General features: G+C 57.7%; 24 protein-coding genes. 10 read left to right on the top strand and 14 right to left on the bottom strand.

Annotation, left to right across the window (positions count from 1 at the left end):
- Complete coding sequence (locus ABIE63_RS11580; protein ID WP_354504637.1) at positions 1-849, bottom strand: 3-keto-5-aminohexanoate cleavage protein; 849 nt, start codon at positions 847-849, stop codon at positions 1-3.
- A 6-nt stretch (positions 850-855) separates the two neighbouring features.
- A complete protein-coding gene (locus ABIE63_RS11575; protein WP_354504636.1) occupies positions 856-1794 on the bottom strand; it encodes a nitrilase-related carbon-nitrogen hydrolase in 939 nt (312 codons plus the stop codon).
- Between the two features lie 233 nt (positions 1795-2027).
- On the opposite strand from ABIE63_RS11575, the gene ABIE63_RS11570 reads away from it, so the two are divergent.
- Entirely contained in the window at positions 2028-3248 is a 1221-nt protein-coding gene (locus ABIE63_RS11570; RefSeq protein WP_354504635.1) for an MFS transporter, read from the top strand.
- Here the strand turns inward: ABIE63_RS11570 and ABIE63_RS11565 are convergent.
- Positions 3245-4300: a phosphotransferase gene (locus ABIE63_RS11565; protein ID WP_354504634.1), complete on the bottom strand. Its 1056-nt coding sequence runs from the start codon at positions 4298-4300 to the stop codon at positions 3245-3247. The two genes, ABIE63_RS11570 and ABIE63_RS11565, sit on opposite strands and share 4 nt — an antisense overlap.
- 5 nt (positions 4301-4305) lie before the next feature.
- Positions 4306-5148, bottom strand: coding sequence for an SDR family oxidoreductase (locus tag ABIE63_RS11560; protein ID WP_354504633.1), 843 nt, complete (start codon positions 5146-5148; stop codon positions 4306-4308).
- A gap of 212 nt (positions 5149-5360) precedes the next feature.
- Between ABIE63_RS11560 and ABIE63_RS11555 the strand changes: the two genes are divergently transcribed.
- The 3 genes from ABIE63_RS11555 (at position 5361) to ABIE63_RS11545 (ending at position 7739) form a co-directional block, all read left to right on the top strand.
- A complete protein-coding gene (locus ABIE63_RS11555; protein ID WP_354504632.1) occupies positions 5361-6068 on the top strand; it encodes an ABC transporter permease in 708 nt (235 codons plus the stop codon).
- Positions 6069-6075: 7 nt separating this feature from the next.
- The gene (locus ABIE63_RS11550) at positions 6076-6831 is read left to right on the top strand and encodes an ATP-binding cassette domain-containing protein (RefSeq protein WP_354504631.1); all 756 of its coding nucleotides are present in this window, start codon (positions 6076-6078) and stop codon (positions 6829-6831) included.
- A 65-nt stretch (positions 6832-6896) separates the two neighbouring features.
- Positions 6897-7739, top strand: coding sequence for a substrate-binding domain-containing protein (locus tag ABIE63_RS11545; protein WP_354504630.1), 843 nt, complete (start codon positions 6897-6899; stop codon positions 7737-7739).
- A 31-nt stretch (positions 7740-7770) separates the two neighbouring features.
- Here the strand turns inward: ABIE63_RS11545 and ABIE63_RS11540 are convergent, their stop codons facing one another.
- Entirely contained in the window at positions 7771-8649 is an 879-nt protein-coding gene (locus ABIE63_RS11540) for a helix-turn-helix transcriptional regulator (protein WP_354504628.1), read from the bottom strand.
- Between the two features lie 81 nt (positions 8650-8730).
- Between ABIE63_RS11540 and modA the strand changes: the two genes are divergently transcribed.
- Genes modA through modC form a run of 3 tightly spaced genes read left to right on the top strand, consistent with a single transcriptional unit; the run spans position 8731 to position 11326 of the window.
- A complete protein-coding gene (gene modA, locus ABIE63_RS11535) occupies positions 8731-9507 on the top strand; it encodes a molybdate ABC transporter substrate-binding protein (RefSeq protein WP_354504627.1) in 777 nt (258 codons plus the stop codon).
- Entirely contained in the window at positions 9504-10202 is a 699-nt protein-coding gene (gene modB / locus ABIE63_RS11530) for a molybdate ABC transporter permease subunit (protein WP_354504626.1), read from the top strand. The genes modA and modB overlap by 4 nt, the downstream gene beginning before the upstream one ends.
- Positions 10199-11326 (top strand): molybdenum ABC transporter ATP-binding protein, encoded by a 1128-nt coding sequence (modC, locus tag ABIE63_RS11525; protein WP_354504625.1) that lies wholly within the window; start codon positions 10199-10201, stop codon positions 11324-11326. Before modB ends, modC begins: the two co-directional genes overlap by 4 nt.
- Here the strand turns inward: modC and ABIE63_RS11520 are convergent.
- Positions 11313-11720 carry an META domain-containing protein gene (locus tag ABIE63_RS11520; RefSeq protein WP_354504623.1) on the bottom strand — a complete coding sequence of 136 codons (408 nt, stop codon included), beginning with the start codon at positions 11718-11720 and terminating at the stop codon, positions 11313-11315. The genes modC and ABIE63_RS11520 overlap by 14 nt on opposite strands.
- A gap of 148 nt (positions 11721-11868) precedes the next feature.
- Here ABIE63_RS11520 and ABIE63_RS11515 point away from each other — a divergent pair, with 148 nt between their 5' ends.
- The 3 genes from ABIE63_RS11515 to ABIE63_RS11505 all read left to right on the top strand — a co-directional run bounded on the left by ABIE63_RS11515 (position 11869) and on the right by ABIE63_RS11505 (position 16696).
- Positions 11869-12747, top strand: a complete 879-nt coding sequence (locus ABIE63_RS11515; protein ID WP_354504622.1) for a TIGR01459 family HAD-type hydrolase — start codon at positions 11869-11871, stop codon at positions 12745-12747.
- Between the two features lie 99 nt (positions 12748-12846).
- The gene (locus tag ABIE63_RS11510; RefSeq protein ID WP_354504621.1) at positions 12847-14943 is read left to right on the top strand and encodes a hydantoinase/oxoprolinase family protein; all 2097 of its coding nucleotides are present in this window, start codon (positions 12847-12849) and stop codon (positions 14941-14943) included.
- Positions 14944-14962: 19 nt separating this feature from the next.
- Positions 14963-16696 (top strand): hydantoinase B/oxoprolinase family protein, encoded by a 1734-nt coding sequence (locus ABIE63_RS11505; protein ID WP_354504620.1) that lies wholly within the window; start codon positions 14963-14965, stop codon positions 16694-16696.
- Positions 16697-16731: 35 nt separating this feature from the next.
- Here ABIE63_RS11505 and ABIE63_RS11500 read toward each other — a convergent pair whose 3' ends face one another.
- The 8 genes from ABIE63_RS11500 to ABIE63_RS11465 form a co-directional block, all read right to left on the bottom strand.
- Positions 16732-18039 (bottom strand): TRAP transporter large permease, encoded by a 1308-nt coding sequence (locus ABIE63_RS11500; RefSeq protein ID WP_183416231.1) that lies wholly within the window; start codon positions 18037-18039, stop codon positions 16732-16734.
- A 2-nt stretch (positions 18040-18041) separates the two neighbouring features.
- Complete coding sequence (locus ABIE63_RS11495) at positions 18042-18590, bottom strand: TRAP transporter small permease (protein ID WP_354504619.1); 549 nt, start codon at positions 18588-18590, stop codon at positions 18042-18044.
- 89 nt (positions 18591-18679) lie between these two features.
- Complete coding sequence (locus ABIE63_RS11490; protein WP_183416230.1) at positions 18680-19657, bottom strand: TRAP transporter substrate-binding protein; 978 nt, start codon at positions 19655-19657, stop codon at positions 18680-18682.
- A gap of 244 nt (positions 19658-19901) precedes the next feature.
- Positions 19902-20492 (bottom strand): thiamine pyrophosphate-dependent enzyme, encoded by a 591-nt coding sequence (locus ABIE63_RS11485; RefSeq protein ID WP_354504618.1) that lies wholly within the window; start codon positions 20490-20492, stop codon positions 19902-19904.
- A 119-nt stretch (positions 20493-20611) separates the two neighbouring features.
- Positions 20612-21418 carry an isocitrate lyase/phosphoenolpyruvate mutase family protein gene (locus ABIE63_RS11480; protein WP_354504617.1) on the bottom strand — a complete coding sequence of 269 codons (807 nt, stop codon included), beginning with the start codon at positions 21416-21418 and terminating at the stop codon, positions 20612-20614.
- 139 nt (positions 21419-21557) lie between these two features.
- Positions 21558-22082 (bottom strand): phosphonopyruvate decarboxylase, encoded by a 525-nt coding sequence (locus tag ABIE63_RS11475; RefSeq protein ID WP_354504616.1) that lies wholly within the window; start codon positions 22080-22082, stop codon positions 21558-21560.
- Positions 22083-22152: 70 nt separating this feature from the next.
- Entirely contained in the window at positions 22153-23121 is a 969-nt protein-coding gene (locus tag ABIE63_RS11470; protein WP_354504615.1) for a zinc ABC transporter substrate-binding protein, read from the bottom strand.
- Positions 23122-23621: 500 nt separating this feature from the next.
- A complete protein-coding gene (locus ABIE63_RS11465; protein ID WP_322091239.1) occupies positions 23622-24548 on the bottom strand; it encodes a branched-chain amino acid ABC transporter permease in 927 nt (308 codons plus the stop codon).
- Between the last annotated feature and the right edge of the window lie 3 nt (positions 24549-24551).

The following is a 24551-nucleotide window of genomic DNA, read 5'->3' as shown; positions in this document are numbered from 1 at the left end:
CTAACCGACCTGTGGCAAACCGAGGATGGCGCGTGCTTCAACCGCCGAGGCAGGCCCACGTCCCGCCGCACGGCAAAGGTCTGCGACACGCCCGACCAACTCTGCATTCGACTTGGCTAACCGGTCTTTATCCCAACGGATATTGTCTTCCAACCCTGTGCGAAGATGTCCACCGAGCTCCAACGCCCACTCGTTGACCAGCAACTGGTGCCGCCCGATGGCTGCAGCCGTCCAGGTCGCATCGGGGATCAGCGCCCTCAGTTCGGCCAACAGGAACTCCAGCGTTTGCCGCCGTACCGGCAAAGCATTCTGAATTCCCATTACGAATTGAACATGGGGCGGCGTGGCCAAAGTCCCCGCATCAACCATCTGAGCGGCTTTATAGAGCATTGAAAGATCAAAAATCTCTATCTCCGGCTTGATTTTGCGTTCCAGCATCTCGGCCGCCAAGGTGTCGATCAGCGCCGGCGGATTTTCATAAATCATGTTTGGAAAATTGACCGACCCGGTCGCTAGCGACGCCATGTCGGGACCCCAGACCAACGCGGCCCCGCGCTCGGCATGGCTACGCCCTCGTCCGCCCGTCGAAAACTGGATGATGATGTCAGGACAGTGCCGCCGGATTCCTTCCGCGACCTGCGCAAAGCGTCTCGCATCCGAAGAAGGGTTCTCGTCATCGTCGCGGACATGGATATGTACCAGCGCCGCGCCGGCCTCATAGGCCTCGTGCGTGCTCTCGATCTGCTCGGCAGGTGTTACCGGTATGGCCGGCGTATCCTTTTTGCGCGGCACGGATCCGGTGATGGCGACTGCGATGATGGCTGGGTTCACGGGCTTGGTATCGTTCATGACAAATCAATTCTCTCCAAATGAAACATGCTCCGCAGACCAGGAGCCGGGCCATACCTCGGCATCACCACCCTTGCGCAGTTCCCGGATTAGACCGACCGGCACATCCTTGGCGATGAGAAGAGGACCATCGTCCTCGGCGTCAGCGCGCCCCGCAATCTCCGCAAAGCGTCCATCGAAGCCAAGCGGCTCCTCGCAGGGCAGGAAAACGGCTGCCCCGGAAAAATTGGGGCGGGATCCGTCCGGTGCGACCGAGCCAATCGAACCAACCGCACAGACCGCTGTTTGTAACTCGACGGCACGAGCCTTGGCACAACCGAAAACCCGGCTGTAACCGGATTCCTTTTCGGTCATAGAGGGTACCAAAAGCAAATCCAAATCCGGCTCGCGCTTTGCGATCGCGCTGGATAAAGCGGGGAGCTCCACATCCAAACAAATGAGCGTGGCGATGCGTAAGCCGCGCCACTGAGTAAAGGTAACCTCCGCACCAACGTTCAAATTCCATGCATCCGGATTCTTTTCGCTAGGCGTCAAGCAGAGTTTGTCTTGAAAGGTCACCCTTCCGTCTGGAAGGAACAAAAAAGCGCGATTTACGAACGGCGGCCCATCCTTCCGCGTACCCGCGGCACGCGCCGGGAAGCTTCCCGCTAATACCGCAATATCGTGCTTCGCAGCCAAGGCTTTCAGGTGATCCAACGCGAGCTCACCCTCATCGGCCATCCAGGCAATCTCCTCGGTTGGCGCAAGATCGTCCGGTGCATAGCTCAACCACTGCTCACTCACGTACTCGGGTAAAACGAGAATATCCGCACCGGAGCCGGCGGCCTCGGCCATCTTTGCGTCGAGCCCTGCGATCCAGGCATTCATTCCGTTCAGTGGTCGGGCCAGGTTGATGGCCCAAAGCGCCACTGTGGCAAAGTCCGCCCGATATTCTTGCTTTGGCATTCCGCTTAAGATCCTTCCATGCCCTGCTTTCGAAACCGACAAACCCCGAAATAAGAAAAGCCGTCAAAGTCCTTATAGCCGGTCTTGATACAACAGCGCGGATATCCCGTCATCTGCATTGGAACGGTTCGAAGCTACTTTTCAATCCGCCTAGTGACAGCGCTCCAGAAAACCGACTAAGTTTGCTGAATGGACGTTTAATCAAGATTTATCACATTGGTAGTTCCATCTCCATGAGCAGCCCCTTTCCACATGACCCCATACCGCACACGCCTGTCACGGCAACGCCGGATCCGGTCAACCTGACAACGTCACAGCAGCGGCGCGGCCTTATCGCCTTGATGGCCAGCATCCTTGCCGCTGGCTTGACCTTTGGCACCGGTATCCCACTGATAGCTTTAATTCTGGAAAAGCAGGGTGTTTCGGGCACCGTTATCGGGTTGAATTCGGCGACTCCCATTCTGGCGACATTGTTCGTTGCCTGGGTTCTGCCGCGCTCCATGCGACATCTGCGCACGTTCCCCATCCTGATGGCCGGGTTTGCTTTGATCATCGTCAGTTATCTGGCAATGCCTGCTCTACCCTATCTTGCCGCCTGGTTCCCCTTACGGTTTCTGACCGGCCTTGGAATGGCAGTTCACTGGGTGGTCAGCGAAACTTGGCTCAATGCCGTGGTGAAGGAGGAGCGCCGCAGCTTGATGACGGGTATCTACGCAACAATGCTGGGGTTGGGATTCGCCGGCGGACCACTGTTGCTTACTTTCATAGGCACCGACGGTTGGACCCCGTTCCTGTTTCTTGCTGGAAGTATAACCTTCGCCGCCATCCCGCTTATTTGGGCCAGGGACTGCATTCCGACGATTGAAGTCAGCCACGAAAGCAGTGGATGGCAGATATTGTTGGCCGCCCCCACTCTGTTCGCAGCCGTGTTCTGTTCCGGCCTGATGGATTCAGCAATCCTGTCGTTCTTACCGATTTACGGCATCCGAAACGGCCTGGACCAAGACACCTCGATACTTCTTCTATCCGTGGCCATCGCCGGTACGGTCGCGCTTCAAATTCCACTGGGTTTCATTGCCGACAAAGTCAACCGGCGTATGCTGTTGATGGCCTGCGGCGCAGTTGGATTGCTAGGATCTCTCGCCCTTCCCTGGATGCTGTCCACACCTTGGCTCCTTTGGCCGGTTGTCTTTATTTGGGGTGGCGTCTTTGTCGGCCTTTACACCCTATCCCTTGCCATGCTCGGACAGCGTTTCAAAGGTGGGGCGTTGCCCGCCGCCAATGGCCTCTTCGTCATGCTTTATGCGATGGGTAGCTTAAGCGGTCCGCCCTTGTCCGGCACCATGATGGACGTGGTTGGGCCGGGCGGATTACCAACCGTTCTGGCGACGTCGGCCGGTTTATTCCTGATCCTCGGCATAGCCCGCAGCTTTTCGTCGTCCAGCGCTCGCTAAGGGCCGATGGGCAGCGCGCGAGTCGCCCAGACTCTTGGCGGCGGCAAGGGCTGTTTATAATCCGGAAAATGACACGTGATCCACTCCGCCATTGGAGCCAGCGCCGGTTCGCTTTCCAACTTGCTGGCAAGCAGACGGATCACCCTGGGAACATGCTTCAGGTACACATCCTTGCCATCGCGCCACAGTAAACGCACGAAGATACCGGCGACCTTGGCATGGCGCTGGGCGCCCAGCGCCGCATACCAGGCGTCAAATGCCGCGCTGTCCGGTTCGACAGATGTCTGGTTGAGATATCGCCGTTTTAAAATCGCTGCCATCTGAGTATCAATGTCCCTGCGGGCATCCTCCAAGAGCGATACCAGGTCATAGGCGAGCGGTCCCTGCAAAGCATCCTGAAAATCCAAGAGCCCGCATGCGGCGACCCCCGACCGTTCGGGCAATAGCATCAGATTGTCGACGTGGAAGTCTCGCAAAACCAATCCCTGCTCGGTCGGCGGCAGGGCAGTGAAGATATCCCGCCAGCTTTGAAGATAGGATTCACGTTGGGCCGCTGTCGGTGCGCGGCCGGTTACGGCGGGAAAATACCAGTCGCAGAACAGCGCCGCCTCTCTCAGAAGAACGGGCGTATCGTATTGGGGCAGGTCCAACTCACCCGAGCGAGAATTACCGTGCAATGAAGACAGGCAATCGACGGCCAACTCATAGAGTGCGGTCTCCTGTTCCGGATCGCGGGCAAGAATTCGGGTAAAGGTGTCCTCACCAAAATCTTCCAGCAGCAAGAACCCACTATCGTTATCCACCGCCAGGATGCGCGGAGCGCTGGCTCCACAGTCGAGCAGATGGCGCGCAACCTTGACGAAGGGGCGGACATCCTCCTGCGGCGGTGGCGCGTCCATCAAAAGACATCGCTCGCCTCGCCCGCGATCCAAGCGCACGTAACGCCTGAAGGACGCATCCCCCGGCAGGGGATCACGCTTTGCACGACCCCAGCCTGCAAGCGTCAGGAAACCCTCAAGATTGCGGTGCCTTTCATCCTGCTTGACCGTCATCTGCGCTATTTCTTCTTCGGCTTGATGGCTTCCCAGTCGCCATCCGTCATCTCGGAAAGAAAGTTGAACTGTCCTGCACCCTGCAACCACTCGCCGCCATCGATGGTGACGACTTCACCATTTACATAGCCTGATTGGTCGGAGATCAGATAGCAGGCCAGATTGGTTAACTCCTCATGCCGTCCGGCGCGGCGCAATGGGTTCTTCTGCTCGAAGCGTTCCGCCAACTCCGGGCGCGGTACCAAGCGCTCCCAAGCGCCCTTGGTCGGGAACGGGCCCGGCGCTATGGCGTTCAACCGGACCCCGTGGGGGCCCCATTCCACAGCCAAACTCCGCGTCATCGCCAGGACCCCGGCTTTAGCCATGGCCGAGGGCAACACATAAGCCGATCCGGTCCAGGCGTAACTGGTTACGATCGAGAGCACATTTCCCGCATGCTCACCCGCCAGCCAGCGCTTCCCGCAAGCCAGGGTTACGTAGGATGTTCCGTGGAGAACAATGCCGAGAACCGCATCCACAGCGCGCGAACTGAGTTCATGGCTGCGAGAGATAAAATTCCCGGCAGCGTTGTTAACCAAGACATCAAGGGGACCATCGCTCCAGATAGCTTCAACCATATCATGGACCGCCTGCGCGTCACGGATGTCACAGCCTTTCCAGGTCATCTCCGGCGCATCATCCCGCGCGTTTACTTCCTCGCAAGTCTGCGCCAGCACATCCTGGCGACGGCCACATATAACAACGGCAGCGCCTAAACGACGGAAATGCTCCGCCATGCTTCGCCCTAACCCGGTACCGCCTCCCGTGACCAGCACCTTTTTCCCGGCCAACAGGTCATCCTTGTACATTGTCATTCTCCTCAAGACAGGCGCGGGCCAATGGCTACGCATCTTGGTCCATCGGATTACCCTGGGTCCAGCACAAAGCCCTCATCACCTCTCTCAGACTTAACAGCATTTTGTTTATGTGTTTTTGCCTGTTTTTTTGTTTTTTTTACATTTTCATGATGAACGCTAGAATTTTCACAGTATGTCGCTAGCGTTCCTGAAGGAGGCAATTGATGCAAGACTTCTCAGCGGCTTTTGGCGAGGCTTTTCGCTTACTTTCAGTGCTTGATCCCGCGCTCCTGGAAATCGTGGCCCTGTCATTGCGCGTTAGTCTCAGCGCCGTTGCCCTGGCAGCCCTGATTGGCTTCCCCCTGGGTGCCGTGATTGCCGTTCTGCGTTTTCCGGGCCATGGCATCACCGTCCTATTGCTCAATGCAATGATGGGATTGCCCCCCGTCGTCGTCGGATTGCTCGTCTACCTCGCCCTATCCAATGCAGGACCATTGGGTGCCTTGCAACTCCTCTATACCCCCACCGCCATGATCATCGCTCAGATGCTCCTGGTAACACCGATCGTGGCTGCGATCACGCGTCAGACGGTCGATGACTTGCGCGGTGAATATGATGAGCAGCTTCGAGTCTTCGGCATCGGCAAGCTTCAAATGGCAGCTACGCTGATCTGGGATGGGCGATACTCCCTCTTGACCGCGTTGTTGGCGGGGTTTGGGCGCGCTATCGCTGAAGTCGGCGCCGTTATTATCGTCGGCGGCAACATCAACCATGTCACGCGCGTCATGACCACGGCAATCGCCCTTGAAACCTCAAAAGGTAATCTCGCCCTTGCCTTGGGGTTGGGCATGGTGCTCCTGCTATTGGCGCTTTGCGTCAATGCCCTGGTAATGGCCTTGCGCGCGACGGCTCAGCGCGCCGCATTCGCGTGATCCTGCCATGCCCTTTGATCCACCAGGAACCGGCGGAAAAGATGTAGCGCGCGTCATGCCGCTCACCTGTAGCGCTCTGCATGTGATCCGGGGCGGTAGAGCTATCCTAAGTGACCTCTCTTTCAACCTCGAAGGTCGTGGGCTAACAGCTCTGCTCGGTCCCAATGGCGCCGGCAAATCGATGCTCCTGCGCGTGATGGCCAGCTTGGTCGCACCCGACAGCGGGCAAGTTACCTGGAATGGTAGAGCACCGGACAGGTCGCGACGGCCGCGCTTGGGGTTTGTGTTCCAAAAGCCGATATTGCTGCGCCGCTCTGCGGCCGCGAACATCGATTATGTCTTAGCGGCGCTTTCTCTGCCGCGGGCGGAGCGCAAGCGGCGCACCGCGGAAGCCTTGGAGCGCGCCGGGCTGCAACACTTGGCGGGATCGCCAGCCAGGGTGCTTTCAGGTGGCGAGCAACAACGCCTGGCGCTGGCCCGCGCCCTAGCTGCGGCTCCTGAAGTCCTGTTGCTGGATGAGCCGACATCAAATCTTGACCCGGCCTCGACCCTTGCCATCGAGCAAATCGTGTCGCTGGCGCGCGATCAGGGGACCCGAATTCTTTTAGTTACGCACGACATCGGTCAAGCACGGCGCTTGGCGGACGAGGTTGCGTTCCTCCATCACGGACGCTTGCTCGAACGCGGACCGGCCGAAAGCTTCTTCGAGAATCCTAAAACCCCCGCTGCGCAGGCATTCCTGTCCGGCAGCATTGTCCTTTAGGCGACCGGACTAGCAACCAAGGACCCTATCGCCATTCAAATAGACAACAAAACGAAGAGGACGTTATGAGACGACGATTTTCATTGATCATTTTAAGCGCCGTGGCGCTGGCTACAGTGGTCCTTCATTTCAGTAACCACGCTCCAGCTGTCGCCGATGAGCCGTTCATTCTCGTTCAATCCACTACCTCCACTCAAAATTCAGGCCTGTTTGATCATGTCCTTCCACTTTTCACCCAGAAAACCGGGATTGAGGTTCGCGTCGTTGCGGTCGGCACGGGTCAAGCGATCAAGAACGCGGCAAATGGCGACGGCGATGTTCTGCTGGTTCACGCCAAAGCCGCAGAGGAAGCCTTTGTCACCAAAGGCGATGGCGTTTCACGCGCGGATCTGATGTACAACGACTTCGTAATCGTCGGCCCGGCAGACGACCCCGCCGGGGTCGCCGGAATGAACAATGCCATTGTGGCGTTGAAAAAGATCGCTGCCGCGAAAGCACCGTTTGCCTCCCGCGGTGACGATTCAGGCACCCACAAAAAGGAAGTTGCACTCTGGATGGCGGCCGGTGTTGATCCCACTCTTGAGAGCGGCTCGTGGTATCGGGAAACCGGATCGGGCATGGGCGCAACACTCAATGCGGCGGTCGGCATGGGTGCCTATGCTATGACTGACCGAGCGACCTGGATCTCCTTTGCCAACAAAGCTGATTTCAAGATCCAGGTCGAAGGTGACGAAGCGCTCTTCAATCAGTATGGCGTCATTCTGGTCAACCCGGCCAAGCATCCCGATGTCAAAGCGGACCTCGGTCAGGCTTTCATCGATTGGTTGCTGGGCAGCGAGGGTCAGGCGGCGATTGCCGAGTACAAGATCGACGGGCAGCAGTTGTTCTTCCCGAACGCCAAGCAATAGACTGGACAAGAGGTGCGTTTCACGGGGGGAATTAGCCGCCGTTGTAACGCACCTCGCCCATACCCGTCAGATCATACCCGCCCAGTGTTTCAGCTCTCGCCGAGAAGGATTCTCTCCGTGCGAGATCAAGCAAGCGTTGGATCGGCGGCTCGAAATAATCTCTGCGCCAAATGACCAAATCGAAATGCTCCCAGGCCAAAGGCAGAAACTCCAGCCGATAGAGCTTGGCTTGAGATTCTATGGCCAGTCCGGCATCAGCTTGGCCTTCGGCAACCGCCAGCGCGACATCTGTCTCGCTGCGGGCTGGGCGATCCAGCACATCTAGATCAAGGCTCGTCATACCCGCCTCTTTCAATAGGTGCCGGAACAAAACCCAACTCCCCGCCTTGGCCTGACGTGCGACGAAACGAAGCCCCCGCAGATCACTCAACGTTTGGACACCCCGGGGGTTTCCTGGCGGCAGAAGCAACCCTTGCCGACGCTTCGCCCAAGCAACCGCAACAAGCGGCAAGCCAGGCGCGGCCAGACGCAGGGCTTCCTGGTTCCAGCTTCGTGTTTCCGGGTCGAAAATATGAACGCCTGCTGCTACCGCCTTGCCGGCGATAAGGCGTTCGAGGCCATCCAGACTGCCATCGCATAACGACGCCAATTCGGAGTTGGACTCCTTGACTGCCCAATCCAGCAGTGGGTCGTGGCTACCGACAAGAACGGCGGGATGGACTTCAAGGCGTTCAATACCTTCGGCGCATTCCAGATGGTCGCGAACCCATGCCTCTATCAGACTTCGTGAGAACAAAAGCTTTCCGGTCGCCCGGCTTACGGGAATTGCGTTCTGGCTGACCAGTTCGTAAATCTTTCGTTCCTTTGTCCGCAGAAGCTTAGCAACTTCTTTTGTCGTCAGCAGTTCCACTGCGCCCGGCCCTCCCTTGCACATTGACCCACCGCTATATCCATACAAATATAGCGGTGAACTCTAAGGCGTCTTGCGAGCATGTTCAGATCAACCTTCTTCGCCATCTCGCTGTTGCTTGCGACAATGCTTGCCAGCAAGCTGGAAGCACAGGATCGCATCACGGTTTATGCGGCCGCAAGCTTGACGGACGTGTTACAGGAAATAGCTGAGGCCTATAAGGTACAGACGGGACACGTACTGACATTCTCATTTGCCGGTTCCTCCACGCTTGCCCGACAAATCGAGCAAGGCGCTCCCGCCGATATTTTTGCGGCAGCCAACGAGGTTTGGATGACGTACCTTCAGGAACGCAACCTGATAGCGGCTGATAGTCAGCGTGTGTTCATCCATAATCGGCTGGCCGTCATTGCCGCCACCGAAAGCGCCCTGGAACCTTTCACCATCGACAAGAGTACAGATTTTCTATCGCTTCTTGGTCGCAGCAACTGGATGGCGGTTGGCGACCCGGATCACGTGCCTGCCGGACTCTACGCAAAGCAGGCCCTCTCGCGGATTGGAGCATGGACCTCATTGGAGAACCATCTGGCGCGTGCAGATAACACGCGTGCCGCCCTTGTATTGGTCGAACGCGGCGAAGCGGCCATGGGGATTGTCTATGCGACGGACGCAGCAGCAAGCAATCGAGTCAAAGTGCTGGCAGTCTTCCCGGAGCACCTTCACGACCCAATTCGCTATCCTTTTGCCATTGTCGCCGGCCGCGACAGCAAAACCGCTCGCGCAGCGCTCGATTTTCTCGGTAGTGCGGCAGCTCTGGAAATTTATGACCGCGCCGGCTTTCCGGTTGATCGGCCATGAGCGATTACTGGCTTACAGCGGCTGAAACGGAAGCCTTGCTGCTGAGTTTGCGGGTGGCTGGCTTGGCCGTCATCATGGCCCTGCCCTTCGCACTTGTGACAGCACTCCTTCTGGCGCGAAAGGAGTTCCCGGGGAAGGCCATCGTCAACGGATTAGTGCATCTGCCACTGGTTCTGCCGCCGGTGGTCATGGGATACCTGTTGCTGATCACCTTTGGAACCCGCGCACCGCTTGGCGCCTGGCTACTGGAGACCTTAGGTATCCGTTTTTCCTTTAGCTGGACCGGCGCGGTTCTGGCGGCAGGCATCATCACCTTCCCCTTTCAAGTTCGCGCCATACGGTTGGCCCTGGAGGCAATCGACAGCGGACTCGAAGTCGCCGCCGAGACACTGGGCGCGGGGCCGCTCGACCGCTTCGCAACCATCACCTTGCCATTGGCGCTGCCGGGTGTCATCTCAGGCGCGATCACCGCTTTTGCTGCAAGTCTGGGGGAGTTTGGCGCCATCATCACGTTCGTGTCGAACATTCCGGGTGAGACCCGAACACTGCCGCTGGCAATCTACACGGCCATCCAAACACCCGGCGGCGAGGTCCTGGCTGCACGTCTCGCTCTGGTGTCGATCGCCCTAGCTTTCGGTGGGTTGCTCCTCTCCGAGGTGGCCGCCAAGCGCGTTCGGAGGCTGAGCGGCCGATGATTCTGGAAGTCTCTTTCGAATTGGACCGACGCGGCTTCCCGCTATCCATCGATTTTGCCGCCGAAGCGCGCGGCATTACGGCGATCTTCGGCCCGTCCGGCGCAGGCAAGACGACCTTGATCAACGTGATTGCCGGTTTGATTCGACCGGATAAGGGGAAAATTTGCCTTGCTGGTGAAACGCTCTACGACAGCAAGACAAAACTCTATGTGCCGACCAGGGGGCGGCGGATCGGCTATGTTTTTCAAGATGGCAGACTCTTTCCGCACCTGAAGGTCCGAGACAACCTGCTTTACGGCTGGCGCCGCAGGGGAAAGCCGGTTCCCGAGCGTGAAATCGACAAAGTTGTTGAATTGTTGGGTATCGGGTCACTTTTGACGCGCCGACCGGCTGGTCTATCCGGTGGCGAACGTCAACGCGTTGCACTGGGACGAGCGTTACTGTCAGGGCCGAAATTGCTGCTGCTCGACGAGCCCCTGGCGGCGTTGGATCATTCGCGCAAGGAAGAAATTCTTCCCTATCTTGAAAATCTACGGGATGAAGCACGCGTGCCCATTCTAGTGGTAAGTCATTCGATAGAAGAGGTTACCCGGCTCGCCGACAACATGGTTCTTCTGAACCACGGTAAGGTGGCGGCCAGCGGGTCGGTATCGGGCATCATGTCGAGGCTAGATCTCTTTCCGCTCACTGGGCGCTTCGAAGCTGGTGCGGTCATTGACTGTCTGATCGAACGTCAGGACAGCGAATTTAATTTGACGGAACTACGATTTGACCACGGCAGCCTTACGGTACCGGGGCTACAGGGGCGGCCGGGCGATTCAGTGCGCGTGCGCATCCGAGCTCGGGATATCATCCTGGCGCTTGCGCCTCTTTCGGAAGTCAGCGCCAACAATCAAATCGCCGCAAAAGTCGTCGAGATTCGCCAAGACCCGGGCCCCTATGTCGATGTTTCGCTGGGCTGCGGCAATACGACCTTACTGGCGCGCGTCACGCGCAAATCCAAGGAGCGTCTAAATTTGAGGCCTGGACTGGACATCTTTGCGGTCGTGAAGTCCGTCACCGTCGAGCGTCGCGGTGGCCGTAGCGCACGGCCTGCACCGGCTTCTACGCCTACAGACGCCTAAGACGAACCAGAGTGCGACCGTCTTCTGCGAGCAATAGAAGATCGCCGCCCTCTTCACGATAGGCCCCTACTTTCTGGAGCAGTGCCAAATACAGCGCCTCCTGTTCGCCTGCAGCGCCACTACAGGCCATCCTTGTTGACACAAGACGCCCGAAACGAAGCCCGAAACCATCGACTTGTGCCGACCCTAGAAAGCTGTTGCATCCGGTATCGCCGCTAACACTGACCGCGCTTTCGAAAGTCAGGGATGCCGTTTGGTCGGGCAACGTTGCCTGGCCGCCGATACTCTCTGCGATCCAAGTCGTGCCGGTTAACGGATTCTCTCCCATTTCCTGTGATGAGGCACAGCCAACGAGTAGTAACGCCGCGGCAATAACGATTCCAGTCAATCTCATAGTCTTTCCTCGCGGTCCAACGCCCGCCCCTCTTCCCGAACAGGAGGATGGAATAGCAGCCAACAACGGGCCCCGTCGAAAGAAAAATTTACACCCACTGCGCTCGTCACTTCCCTGAGCGACCAAGCTGTGCCAAAAGGCAGACATCATGAGTGAAGCCATTTCCAATATTCAGGGCCTGCGTGAACTTGCCGGTCGACATCAGGGATACATCGTCGATCTGTGGGGCGTCCTACATGACGGTGTGACAGCTTTTCCAGCCGCCGTTGAGGCTGTCAGGAACCTAAAGACGCAAGGTGGTCGCATCCTGATCCTGTCAAACGCGCCACGGCGGTCCAGTGAAGTCGCCGAGCGGTGCAGGGAGCTTGGTATCGACCAAAGCTGCTATCATGCGCTGCTGTCTTCGGGCGAGGACGCTTGGCAGAATCTCCGATCTCGTAGGGACCCCTGGTATGCGCGCTTGGGCCGTATTTGCTACCACTTGGGGCCGGAACGCGACCACGGCATGCGCGATGGCCTTGACCTAGACTTTACCCATGACCCCGTAGAGGCGGATTTTATCTTGAATACCGGTGGTCATGGTGCCGAAGACACGGTCGGGAGCTATCAACCGATCATCGACGCTTGTCTGTCACAGAGCCTGCCTATGATTTGCGCAAATCCGGACCTGGAAGTCATTCGCGGCGGTCGGCGGGAAATATGCGCCGGAGCCGTGGCCGGCCGTTACGAGGAACTGGGCGGCGAGGTGCGCTACCATGGTAAGCCACATCCGCCAATCTATGAGTCGGCGATGCATTTGTTGGGCCTGGATAACCCAAGGGACGTACTGTGCATCGGCGATTCCTTGCGAACCGATATTGCAGGCGCCAACGCCAGTGGCATGGGCAGCCTTTGGGTCCTCGACGGAATTCATGCGGAAACCTTGGGTATGACGGACGGTCGTATGCCGCAGGAAGAGCGGATGGTAGCCATCTGCAAGGCCCATGGCCACACGCCAAACTTCGCCATTCCCACTTTGCGCTGGTGACCCTCGTTTCCGAGCTTTGCAAAGCACTTTGCCTTCGTCTAGGGTCTCTTACTTGCAATCTTGTAAGTGCCTCAATTGAGACCTGGGAGAAGAAGCGTAATGGCGCAGTCGAATGGCAGTGGCGCTCGTCTTGCAGTGGACATCGGCGGTACGTTTACGGACGTAGCGCTTGAGCACGGCGATCAACTAACCACCACTAAGACGTTGACGACCCCTCGCGCGCCGGAACAAGGCGTATTGACGGGCATTGCCAAGGTGTTGGCCGACGCCAAGCTTTCTCCCGCAGATATCGCGATCCTGATTCATGGAACTACTCTCGCCACCAACGCACTGATCGAACGCAAGGGCGCAAAAACAGCGTTGATTTGCACGGAAGGCCTCCGGGATTCCCTGGAAATGGCCTACGAAAACCGTTTTGAGCAATACGACATCAATGTTGACCGCCCAAAACCCCTGGTGCCCCGGCACTTGCGGTTACCGGTTACCGAGCGAGTATCGGCCAGCGGCGATGTTCTGATCGAACTGGCGGAGGATACGGTTCATGCGCTGATCCCGGTCCTGCGCAAGGAGAAGATCGAGAGCGTCGCCATCGGTCTTATCCACGGCTATGCCAATCCGGTGCACGAACTGCGAATTGCGGAGATCCTCCGCCGCGAGTTGCCAGGCATTTCGCTATCATTGGCCAGCGAAGTCTGCCCGGAAATCCGTGAATACGAGCGCCAATCGACAACCTGTGCGAATGCCTACGTCCAACCCTTGATGGCTCGCTACCTGAAGGAATTGGAGCTGGCCCTACAGCAACGCGGCTTTTCCTGCCCCTTCTTCCTGATCACCTCCGGCGGTGGCCTGACGGACCTGGAAACCGCACGGAGACTCCCCATCCGCCTCGTGGAATCCGGCCCGGCGGGCGGCGCCATCTTGGCCAGCCGCGTTGCCCTGGAGTTGGGTTTGGAAAGTGTGCTGAGCTACGACATGGGGGGTACGACCGCGAAGGTTTGCCTGATTGACGATGGCTTGCCATTGAAAAGCCGGACCTTCGAGGTCGATCGCGCCTATCGTTTCATGAAGGGCTCTGGATTGCCCGTCCGAATTCCGGTCATTGAGATGGTGGAGATTGGCGCAGGTGGCGGCTCAATCGCTGCCATCGATTCGCTGGGGCGCATCGCCGTTGGACCAGAGAGTGCGGGTTCGGAGCCCGGTCCCGCCTGCTACGGTCTGGGCGGCACCGAACCAACCGTTACAGATGCCGATACTGTCCTCGGGCGCATCGATCCGAGCGTCTTCTCCGGTGGCTCTGTCAATCTTGATCCTGAGAAGGCTGCCGCCGCCGTTGCCCAAGCCATCGGCGATAAACTGAATATGGATCAGGATTTGGCGGCGTTCGGCATCGTCGAGATGGTGGACGAAAACATGGCGAATGCGGCGCGTGTCCACGCTATTGAATGGGGAAAGGATGTCGCCAGCCGCACAATGATCGCCTTTGGCGGCGCCGCCCCGCTTCACGCAGCGCGGCTTGGCGAAAAGCTGGAAATAGACCGCATTGTGATTCCTACAGGTGCCGGCGTCGGCTCGGCCATCGGATTCTTGAAGGCACCGGTCGCCTATGAGGTGGTGCGCAGCCGCTATATGCGGCTCTCGTCCTTCGATGCCAAGGTTGCCAACGCGGTCATGGAAGAGATGCGCGCCGAGGCGCAGGCGATCCTCGATCAAGGCGCTCCCGGCGCAGCTTTGGTGGAAACAGCTGAGGCCTTCATGCGCTATCATGGCCAGGGCCACGAGATCAGCGTGGCCATCCCAACCGGGCGTCTGACTGAAGCACATGGACGCGAGCTTCAGCAGGCATTCACCACGGCCTACGAAGCGCTCTATGGCCGTTCAATTCCCGGCATGGATATAGAGGTTTTGAGTTGGACACTGACGCTCTCAACCAAACCCGAACCCGTGACAGTCATTGAACCGACCGAGACATCAAGTGGAAGCTTACTTGCCAAGGGAACCCGTAGTCTCTTCGATCCAGGACTGGGCAAACGTGTGGAAGCGGCCGTCTACTGGCGCGACGACCTCTCACCCGGTCATCGAATCCAAGGCCCCGCCGTTGTTGTCGAGGCCCAAACGACAACGGTGATCTCCGCAGCCTTTGAAGCTGAGATCAACGCGCGTGGTTATGTTATTCTCGAAAGGCGCAGGAACGCCTGATGTTGCAAGGAGCCGTTGCATGAGCAAGGAAACCGCCCTCGCGGAAATCCGCAAGCAAATCATGTGGAACCGCTTGCTTTCCGTAGTCGAAGAGCAGGCACAGACCCTGATCCGCACCGCTTTTTCGACCTCCGTGCGTGAGGCCGGCGATCTTTCGGCCGGTGTCTTCGACACCACCGGGCGGATGTTGGCGCAGGCCGTTACCGGCACACCTGGTCACGTCAATGCAATGGCGGCCAGTGTCGGTTTCTTTCTAGAGAAGTTCCCGATCGACACGATGCGCGAAGGCGATGTCTTCATTACTAACGACCCCTGGCTGGGGACCGGACATCTGCACGATTTTACCGTCGTCACACCAACCTTTCTGAACGGTAGTGTCGTCGCGCTATTTGCCTCGACCAGCCACGTGGTGGATGTAGGGGGGCGCGGCTTTGGTCCCGACGGACGACAAGTTTACGAGGAAGGCGTCTGCGTGCCGATCATGCATTTGGCCCATGCCGGCGTCATGAACCAGTCGCTGCTGGAGATGGTTCGTGCCAACGTACGAGAGCCGGTTCAGGTAGAAGGCGATCTTTACTCACTTGCCGCTTGCAATGAGACCGGCAGTCGGCGCCTGGTCGCCATGATGGCAGAGTTCGACATGGAAACGCTAACCGAACTCGCGGATTTTGTTATCGAGCGGTCCCACCAGGCAATGCTGGACGAGATAGCCAAGCTGCCAAAGGGCACCTACCGCAACAAAATGCGAATTGACGGCTATGAAAAGGAGGTCGATCTCGTTGCTGCACTCACCGTTAAGGAGGATGGGATCGAGGTAGATTTCGAAGGCACATCCGGTGTCTCAACTTATGGCATCAATGTCCCCCTCACCTACACCCAAGCTTACGCCAGTTTTGGCGTGCGTTGCATCATCGGCGGAAAGGTTCCCAATAACGCGGGATCACTGTCGGCCGTACGCGTCACCGCGCCGGAAGGGTGCCTGTTGAATGCGCCCCACCCCTGTGCGGTCGCTGCGCGTCATGCGATTGGACAGATGCTGCCTGATGTGGTTCTCGGTTGTCTGGAGCCCGCTCTGGAGGGCGGCGTGCCGGCCGAGGGTACCTCTTGTCTCTGGAATCCGATGCTACTCGGCGGACATGGATTGGTGGGCGATGCGGATTACGGATCAGCGACGCCGTTCGCCATCAATGTGTTCCATGCCGGCGGCACGGGTGCGCGGATAGGCAAAGATGGCCTCTCAGCGACGGCCTTCCCTTCGGGGGTAAGGAACACACCGGTCGAAGTCACCGAGACGATCAGTCCCTTGATCGTATGGCGTAAGGAGTATCGCGAGGATTCAGGCGGCGCGGGACGGTATCGCGGCGGCCTGGGGCAAGTCATGGAGATCAGTCATCTGGAGGGGGCCCCCTTTGCGATCTCAGCGATGTTTGACAGGTGCATACACCCGCCACGCGGACGCCAGGGCGGTGCGAATGGAATGATTGGCAAGCTACGCCAGGATGACGGAACCATGATGCGCGGGAAGGGACGCCAACCCATTCCCGCCGGGCGTAAGCTGATCATGGAAATGCCCGGCGGCGGTGGACTTGGAGATGCTTTTGCGCGCCCCTTGGAAGAGGTCGCGGCGGACGTGCGCAGCGGCTTTGTGTCTCCTGAAGAAGCGCGCCGCAGCTACGGGGTTATCGTCCGTGTCGACGGCCATCTGGACGAAGCGGCCAGCCTGAAACTCCGCTCCAGCGCCGCTGCAGAATAATAGTCGGGACGCCGCCGCCCCCCACCCTACTCCATTCAGTTCCGAGCAGTCGCTGCTTGCGGTAACCAAGTGGCCAGCTCTGGCACGGCAATGAGGATACCGACTGCCAAAACCATGAGCAGGAAGAAGGGAAACGCTGCCCAGGCGATGTAGAGGATATTTCTTCCGGTCAATCCTTGAAGGACGAAAAGGTTAAACCCGACCGGCGGCGTGATTTGGCTCATTTCCACCACCAGAACGACATAAACGCCGAACCAGATTAGGTCTATTCCGGCTGCCTCCACCATTGGCAGAATTACCGACGTCGTCAGCACCACGACTGAAATGCCATCCAAAAAGCATCCCAGAACGACAAAGAAGACGGTTAAGGCCGCCAACAGAAGATAAGGCGACAGGTTCATCTCGTTGATGAACTCCGCCATGGTCCGCGGCAATCCCGTAAAGCCCATCGCCACCGACAGGAAGCCTGCACCCGCCAAGATGAAGGCGATCATGCAAGAGGTTCGTGTCGCCCCCATCAGGCTGTCGAGAAAGGTCGGCCAATTCAGCGAACCCGTCAGCCATGACAGTAAAAGTGCGCCGAGAACGCCGATCGCTGCTGCCTCGGTCGCCGTGGCCCAACCAAAATAGATAGAGCCGATGACAAAGACGATGATCATCAGGATTGGTATCAAACGCCGCGAGGCCCAAATCTTTTCGCGGAAGCTCATGACGATATGCGCAGTTGGCGTTTTGCTGGGATTGAGCAGAGCCCAGATAGCGGTGTACCCCATGAACAACGCCGCCAGAACGATCCCCGGTAGCACACCCGCCAGGAAAAGCCGGACAATCGAGACCTCCGCCGACACGCCGTAAACAATTAGTATGATCGAGGGTGGAATGAGCAGGCCCAAGGTGCCGGAGCCTGCCAGAGATCCGATGGACATACGTTCATCGTAACCACGGCCCGCCAATTCTGGCACCGACATCTTTCCGACCGTCATGGCCGTCGCCGCAGACGAGCCCGAAACGGCCGCAAAGACGGCGCACCCCAAGATGTTCACATGCAAGAGGCTGCCGGGTAGCTTCGCCACCCACGGCGCCAAACCTTGGAACATGTCTTCGGAAAGCTTGGTCCTGAACAGAATCTCGCCCATCCAAACGAAAAGCGGTAGGGCTGTCAGCGTCCAACTGGCGCTATTCCCCCAAATCGTCGTGGCCATGATCAGGCCGGGCGGCGCACTGGAGAAAAGCAGGATGGCAATCAACCCAATTCCGGCAAGGGACATGGCGACCCACAACCCTGCCCCCAGGAAGAAGAACAGCAACACGACCAACAGGATGGATTCCGTTATGAGTTCCATCCTCAGTGCCCCTTCTTCGTCGTTGCGTCGGGTTTCGCCAATACGACATCGGCGCTGTCTTCATAACTTGGCGTATTGCCCTGCAGCAGATTTACCAACTCGTCGACGATAGCAACCGTCAACATCGCCAAACCGAACAACATTGCGGACTGAGGGATCGCCAACGGAATTCCGAGGAGCCCATCCGACACCTCACCAAACCTCAGCGAATCCTTCACGAGCAGTGCGGTGTACCAGGTCGAGTAAGCAAGCAAAGCTCCGCCTGAGACCAGCACCAGAATGTCAAAGAAACGGCGCAGTTTCAGCGGTAGAACCGAGAGCACGAGCGTAACCCTGATATGGCTCCCAGCCCGGAAGGAGTAGGCAAGAGCCAAGAATGTCGAACCGGCCATGAAGAAGCCCGCCATCTCATTTGCAGCGGGTACCAGGACGCCAAAAAAACGTCCGACAATCTGAGCCAGAATAAGAATAGCAATACCGGCGAGCAGTATTGCGGCGATATATCCACACACGCGGTAAAGCCGATCAAGCGAAGTTCTGATCAAGGACATTCCTTTTCGACAGCTCCAAATTTCTCGGCACGCAGAAATGAGAAACGGCCGGTTAGCCCAGGCTAACCGGCCGATCTTCAACGACTATTTTACATCGCCTTGTATGCGTCAAGCAGGCGCTGACCGTTTTCTCCGGCCTTTTCCTGCCATTCCTTGGTCATCTGAGCGCCGATCTTCTCCAGGTCAGCGATCAATGAAGCGGGCGGATCCAAGACCGCCATACCGTTGTCGCCAAGCTCCTTGACGGCATTGGCGGCTTCAACCTTGGACTGCTCCCAAGCGCGTTTCTCGGCCGCTGCTGAGGCATCGAGCACGGCTTGCTTGGTTTTGTCATCGAGGGCCGCAAAAGCATCCTTGTTCACGAATACGAGGTTCTTCGGGTGCATGGCATCGGTCTTGTAAAACACCTTCAAGAAGTCCCATGACTTGACGTCGACCCCCGTGGTCGCTGACGTCAGCATCGCGCTAACGAGACCTGTTGAGAAAGCCTGGGGCACCTCGGCATACTGCACTGTCGTGGGAACGGCGCCCATCAGCTCTGCAAGACGAGAGGTTGCCGCGTTGTACGCACGGAATTTCACGCCCTGCATCTGCGAGGTAGAGCTAATTTCCTCTTGATTGTAGAGGCCCTGACCCGGCCATACCCCGCTGAACAGCGGCATCAAATTTTCTTCCGCCAACACGTCTGTCAGCACGGGCTTTTGCGCCTCCCAAAGCTTCCAGGCATTGTCATATCCGGTTGCCAGGAACGGAACGCCGTCGACTTCGAAAATCGCATTCTCATTGCCATAAGCAGACAGGAGGATTTCACCAATCTGGGCTTGACCGGTGCGAACTGCCCGCTTGATCTCCGGCATCTTGAAAAGCGAAGCACCGCTATGAACCGTGATCTTCAACTCTCCGCCGGACATTTTCTCAACGTCCGCCGCGAATTGCCGCACGTTCTGCGTCAAAAAGTTACCATCCGGATAAGGCGTGGGCATGTCCCAGGTCGTTTCCGCCGAAGCGCCGACGCCATAGGTGGAAAGCCCTCCTGCCATCAATGCGACGGCCAGAATTTTACGCATTTCGATAATCTCCCTATTCTGCTCTTGTGAAATACCCCACCGTCGGTTGAGAGCTACAGTCCCACGACCGACAGGAAAACCTGCGCGGAAACGCTAACGGGTGACGGTGGGGGCGTCAACAAGCCAGACCGCCGCGACTACCTTGGTCGTCAGTCGAAATTTGATTTTTGAAAACTCGCTATGGTCGTAACTATTAAAGGCAGTCAAGTTCTGGATCGTCGAGCAATCAGCGCCTTTGTGCCTGTCACGCCGCCATGACTGCTGCGCGAAAGCGCAAACGCAGGGTGGCGCCATCTCGCTCCGGCAAAACCCTGGCCTGTTCACCGGCAGCCACCTTCAGCACCGCCATGACCGGCCCCTTTTCAAGCAGCAACTTCTTTCGCAGGTCGGACAGCTCATCAGGCTGGCTATAAGTGCCGGCTGCTGGGAAACCGCAGGACTTCGCAACATCGGCAATTTTCACGGTATTGCCGCTGTGACTTATCTGCCCTCCGGTTTCGCCGTAGCGCTCGTTATCCAGGACCAGAACTCCCAGGTTCTCGGGGCCCTTCACCGCAGCACTGGCGAGAGACCCTAACCCCATCAGCATTTCCCCATCTCCGGTGACAACGAGAATTCGGCGTTTGGGCTGAGCCAGCGCTAAGCCCAGGCCAATCATCACGGCGCTGCCCATTGCTCCCCAAAGATAAAAGTTTAATGGATGATCGCCGGCCGCAGCCACGTCATAAGTCGGTGTTCCAAGCCCAGTCACAACAGCCAAGTCCGCTGGACGATTCTCAAGAATTCGAGCGACGGCTTCGCGGCGATCAACTGTATAGATCATGTCATCTGACATCGCCCTGCCTCGTTAAACGACCATCTATCAGTTCCGCGCCGTCGTTCTGCGGGAGTTGAAAAGGTGTGAAGTGCATTATGACCAGTCACCTTTTGCCTGGAAACAACTCTAGCACCAGTTCAGCCGTCAATCAGCGCCGAGAGTTCCGCCGCGCCGATCGTCGCTTTGAGCCGTCGCAGGTCTCCATCGTCAAGCATCGCCCGTGCAGCATCGACTATGACTCGGTGTGTTACACGAGCCAGCGAACCGCCGATCGAGATCCGTGCCGCCCCCATAGCGCCGATTTCAGACACCGGGCGGTCGAGCATCGGGGGCGCTGCAAGCACATTGACCGCCGGGCCAATCGCCGTCAGCCGCCGGGTCGTAGCCTCATCGACAACGGGGGCGTAGATCACTTCGGCACCTGCTGCCGCAAAAGCTTCACACCGGCGCACGGCCTCGTCCTGGTCATAGGATCGACGAAGCCATCCATCCGCCCGGGCGGTCAGCACGATGTCAACATCCAGCGCCGCGGAAACAGCCGCCTCGATCCGGGCAACAGCCAGATCGAACGGATACGCATCCTCGGCTGGCAACGCGATATCCTCGATCGACACCCCGGCCAATCCTGCCGCGGCCGCCAGGCGCACGGTTTCAGCCACAACTTCAGGATCGTCGCCGTATCCATTCTCGAAATCACCGCTGACCGGCACATCGACAGCGGCGGCCAGCGTTGCGGCATGGTTGATTGCCGTCGCCCGGTCCATTGCCCCACCGTCGGGAATGCCGAGCGTAAATGCATATCCCGATGACGTGGTGGCAATCGCCTTCGCCCCCAACGCTACCAGCAGCTTTGCAGATCCAATATCCCACGGATTGGGCATCACCAGCGGCACGCCGGGCACGTGGAGTGCCCGAAAGGCTTGAACTTTCTCGCCTCGGTTCATTTCGGCCTCCTGTCGTTTACCATCGTTCCCATATGACATGCCTCCTTTGAACGTACAGCCGCAGTAGACAACGTCCCTAGCAAATGCCTTCCCCTGGTTCGTATGTAGTAAGCGTTCCGCTGCCATCCGATAATGCGGGTTAGAACCTTTTGGCTCCAAGCAGGCGTTGTCCCAGCAAAACCGCGACCCGTTGTTTCCCCTCGAAAGCCAAAGCCAAGGCCGACTGTAGAGTCTCTGCTACCTCGGTCGCTTGATCAGCGCGAAGAACCAAGAACCCCATCTCCCTCAAAACCTTCGGCGTTGCCTGGCCCATCGGCATCTGCCAGGCATTCACCTCTCCCCACTCACCGCGCATTGTGACTAAAGCCAAGAAGGGAAATCCGCAAAGGCTCAGAAGTGAGAAGGTGTTGATGCAATTGCCAACACCACTGGATTGCATGAGGAGCGCGCCGCGCTGTCCACCGAGATCGGCGCCCGCAAGCAAACCAACACCTTCCTCCTCGGTCGTCAGTACGCTTGTTGTGATCTCCGGATCGTCCAGGCAAGCCGCTATCAACTGTTTATGTCCAGCGTCCGGCACATAGCCGACTTGCCGAATATCCCAGGCTTTGAACGACGCATATATTTCCTGCGGCCAATTGATACCGCGGTCTGCATCCGACATGCAGCCACTCCTATAGAGGGATGTCCTAGGCTGAAACCCTAGACAGCAAACAGCGGGCCGCGCAAGGTCATCACTGGTTCCCGCCCAGACATTTTGCCAAAGCGGCAGCGTTACGCTCCATCAAGGTAAAGTACAGCTCCGGCCCATCCTCCAGATCAGCGCCCAGCGGGTCGATTTCCGCCACCTTCACTTGCAGGCCTTCGATGATAATGGAGACAATCTCCGGCTTGAACTGCGGCTCGACAAAAATGCACCCTGCGCCACTGGCTTTCAAAAGCTCGCGCACTTCACGTACGCGCCGGGCGCCCGGCTGGCGATCCGGTGACAAGATCACGACACCCACCTCGTTCAAGTCGAACGCACGTTGCAGATACTGGAAACCATCGTGAAACACCAGATAGCCTTTGTCCTTGACTGGCGCCAACCGACCTTCCATCGACCGTTCCAAAGCGTCAAGCCGAACGAGCGTTTTCTGTGCATTGATTGCATAGAGTGATTCATTCGACGGGTCGTGTTGCGAAAGCAACGTAGCGGCAAGACTCACAATCGCCCGGGCATTGTCCAGATCAAGCCAAAGATGTGGGTCGTAATCGTCCTCATTATGATGATCATGCCCCTCTGGGGCAGATTCACTGCCCTGGGACCCCAAGTTATGTGCATCGTGGGCTTCGGCGTGCTCTCTATAGGCCAGCAGCCCAATACCGTCCGAGGCCGCCAGCGAAACCACCGTGGCAGAATGCGGCAGTGCCTCAAGAGGTCCTTCCAAGAACTGCTCAAGGTTTCGTCCCACCCAAATCAGGAGATCCGCTCCCTCAAGGGCGCGAGCGTCCGATGGGTGCAGGTTGAAGCTATGCGGTGACCCGCCACCGCGCACGAGAAGATAGGGCTCCCCCACGCCCTCCATCACGGCCGCAACTAATGAGTTAATCGGTTTGATCGAGACCACGACGGCCGGCTCGGCACGTGACTGTCTGGGGAGAACGCTTGCTGTCAGAAACAACGCCGCAGCAATGACACAGATGGCTAAAGGCCTGAACATCAAAAAGTATCCCTTGGCGTAAAATGCTTCTCACGAATTGTTATAACATAACAATTTTACCGCGCAAGGCTACCTTTCTGACAAGATCATTTCGGCATCTAAGCCTGCAACCATTTTGTATGAGAAACGCGCCTATCCCGCTAGCCAATCCTAGAACCGTCGAGATGCCACGGCAAACCAGCGGGTCTATCGATATGTCCGGTTGGTTTGAAGATAGCGCCGGAGACTCCTTCTCACTCAGCATGACGAGTGGGCCGTCGTGGGCGTCGGTCAGTAGTGGCTCTACTCTGAATCTTTCAACGCCAAATGTGACCGGTCCTAAAGGTGCCTCGATTACCGAGAATGTCACCATCTCTACGACGGACCAAAGTGGTGCGTCGTAGAGCATCACATTCGCTGTTCAAGTGAACGAATAGATAGGCGATAGCAAGACAAAGAAAACGGGCGCTTCTGTGCTTGAGAAGCGCCCGTTTTCTATTATAGCGATGTTGGCTGCGGGGCTATCGCTTGAGGCGTTCCGCGATCTCGCCGACGATTCCGCGCCGGAAGGCCAACACGCAAACCACAAATATCACACCTGTGATCACGGTAACCCAGGAGCCTACGCTGGCTAGATAGTTCTGTAACACCACCAACAAGCCAGCCCCAATCACCGGGCCGAATATCGTCCCCACGCCGCCAACCAATGTCATCAACACGACCTCGCCGGACATCTGCCAATGCACATCCGTCAGCGTTGCGGCCTGGAAGACGATCGCTTTTGTGCCCCCGGCAACGCCGGTAAAAGCGGCCGATATGACGAAGGCTGCGATCTTGTAATGCGTTACGCGATATCCCAGGGAGATAACGCGATTCTCATTCTCGCGGATCGCCTTCAGGACTTGACCGAAAGGCGAGTTGATCGTGCGGTAGATAACCAGGAACCCGAAAAGAAACACCCCAACCACGAAGTAGTACATGTTTAGAGTGTCGGATAGATCCACCAATCCCAGGAGAAATCCCCGCGGAATTCCCTGAATTCCATCTTCGCCGTGGGTGAACGGTGCTTGAATGCTGAAAAAGTACACCATCTGTGCCAGTGCGAGCGTGATCATCGCAAAGTAGATGCCCTGGCGTCGCGTTGCCAGAGAACCGATCACCAACCCCAACACAGCGGCAACCAGAGCCCCTGCTATGATCCCAACCTCTGGTGTCAATCCCCACACCTTGACCGAATGGCCGGTTACATAGGCCGCCATCCCGAAGAAGGCGGCGTGCCCGAATGACAACAACCCGACATACCCCAGCATCAAATTGAAGGCGCAGGCAAACAGCGCGAAACACAACAGCTTCATCACAAACACGGGATAAATGCCAATGAAAGGGGCCAGCAGCAACAGCAAGATACCCAGCGCTATCAATGCCTTGCGAATCTTATTCGCCCCCATCCC

Source organism: Limibacillus sp. MBR-115 (assembly GCF_040549425.1).
GTDB lineage: Bacteria > Pseudomonadota > Alphaproteobacteria > Kiloniellales > CECT-8803 > Limibacillus > Limibacillus halophilus.
The sequence above is the reverse complement of the archived record's forward strand: the minus strand, read 5'-3'. Positions and strand labels throughout refer to the sequence as shown.

What these genes read in the sequence shown, in the direction of transcription:
- ABIE63_RS11580 (WP_354504637.1), bottom strand. Translation starts at nt 849, where the DNA reads ATGAACGATACCAAGCCCGTGAACCCAGCCATCATCGCAGTCGCCATC.
- ABIE63_RS11575 (WP_354504636.1), bottom strand. Translation starts at nt 1,794, where the DNA reads ATGCCAAAGCAAGAATATCGGGCGGACTTTGCCACAGTGGCGCTTTGG.
- ABIE63_RS11570 (WP_354504635.1), top strand. Translation starts at nt 2,028, where the DNA reads ATGAGCAGCCCCTTTCCACATGACCCCATACCGCACACGCCTGTCACG.
- ABIE63_RS11565 (WP_354504634.1), bottom strand. Translation starts at nt 4,300, where the DNA reads ATGACGGTCAAGCAGGATGAAAGGCACCGCAATCTTGAGGGTTTCCTG.
- ABIE63_RS11560 (WP_354504633.1), bottom strand. Translation starts at nt 5,148, where the DNA reads ATGTACAAGGATGACCTGTTGGCCGGGAAAAAGGTGCTGGTCACGGGA.
- ABIE63_RS11555 (WP_354504632.1), top strand. Translation starts at nt 5,361, where the DNA reads ATGCAAGACTTCTCAGCGGCTTTTGGCGAGGCTTTTCGCTTACTTTCA.
- ABIE63_RS11550 (WP_354504631.1), top strand. Translation starts at nt 6,076, where the DNA reads ATGCCCTTTGATCCACCAGGAACCGGCGGAAAAGATGTAGCGCGCGTC.
- ABIE63_RS11545 (WP_354504630.1), top strand. Translation starts at nt 6,897, where the DNA reads ATGAGACGACGATTTTCATTGATCATTTTAAGCGCCGTGGCGCTGGCT.
- modA (WP_354504627.1), top strand. Translation starts at nt 8,731, where the DNA reads ATGTTCAGATCAACCTTCTTCGCCATCTCGCTGTTGCTTGCGACAATG.
- modB (WP_354504626.1), top strand. Translation starts at nt 9,504, where the DNA reads ATGAGCGATTACTGGCTTACAGCGGCTGAAACGGAAGCCTTGCTGCTG.
- modC (WP_354504625.1), top strand. Translation starts at nt 10,199, where the DNA reads ATGATTCTGGAAGTCTCTTTCGAATTGGACCGACGCGGCTTCCCGCTA.
- ABIE63_RS11520 (WP_354504623.1), bottom strand. Translation starts at nt 11,720, where the DNA reads ATGAGATTGACTGGAATCGTTATTGCCGCGGCGTTACTACTCGTTGGC.
- ABIE63_RS11515 (WP_354504622.1), top strand. Translation starts at nt 11,869, where the DNA reads ATGAGTGAAGCCATTTCCAATATTCAGGGCCTGCGTGAACTTGCCGGT.
- ABIE63_RS11510 (WP_354504621.1), top strand. Translation starts at nt 12,847, where the DNA reads ATGGCGCAGTCGAATGGCAGTGGCGCTCGTCTTGCAGTGGACATCGGC.
- ABIE63_RS11505 (WP_354504620.1), top strand. Translation starts at nt 14,963, where the DNA reads ATGAGCAAGGAAACCGCCCTCGCGGAAATCCGCAAGCAAATCATGTGG.
- ABIE63_RS11500 (WP_183416231.1), bottom strand. Translation starts at nt 18,039, where the DNA reads ATGGAACTCATAACGGAATCCATCCTGTTGGTCGTGTTGCTGTTCTTC.
- ABIE63_RS11495 (WP_354504619.1), bottom strand. Translation starts at nt 18,590, where the DNA reads ATGTCCTTGATCAGAACTTCGCTTGATCGGCTTTACCGCGTGTGTGGA.
- ABIE63_RS11490 (WP_183416230.1), bottom strand. Translation starts at nt 19,657, where the DNA reads ATGCGTAAAATTCTGGCCGTCGCATTGATGGCAGGAGGGCTTTCCACC.
- ABIE63_RS11485 (WP_354504618.1), bottom strand. Translation starts at nt 20,492, where the DNA reads ATGTCAGATGACATGATCTATACAGTTGATCGCCGCGAAGCCGTCGCT.
- ABIE63_RS11480 (WP_354504617.1), bottom strand. Translation starts at nt 21,418, where the DNA reads ATGAACCGAGGCGAGAAAGTTCAAGCCTTTCGGGCACTCCACGTGCCC.
- ABIE63_RS11475 (WP_354504616.1), bottom strand. Translation starts at nt 22,082, where the DNA reads ATGTCGGATGCAGACCGCGGTATCAATTGGCCGCAGGAAATATATGCG.
- ABIE63_RS11470 (WP_354504615.1), bottom strand. Translation starts at nt 23,121, where the DNA reads ATGTTCAGGCCTTTAGCCATCTGTGTCATTGCTGCGGCGTTGTTTCTG.
- ABIE63_RS11465 (WP_322091239.1), bottom strand. Translation starts at nt 24,548, where the DNA reads ATGGGGGCGAATAAGATTCGCAAGGCATTGATAGCGCTGGGTATCTTG.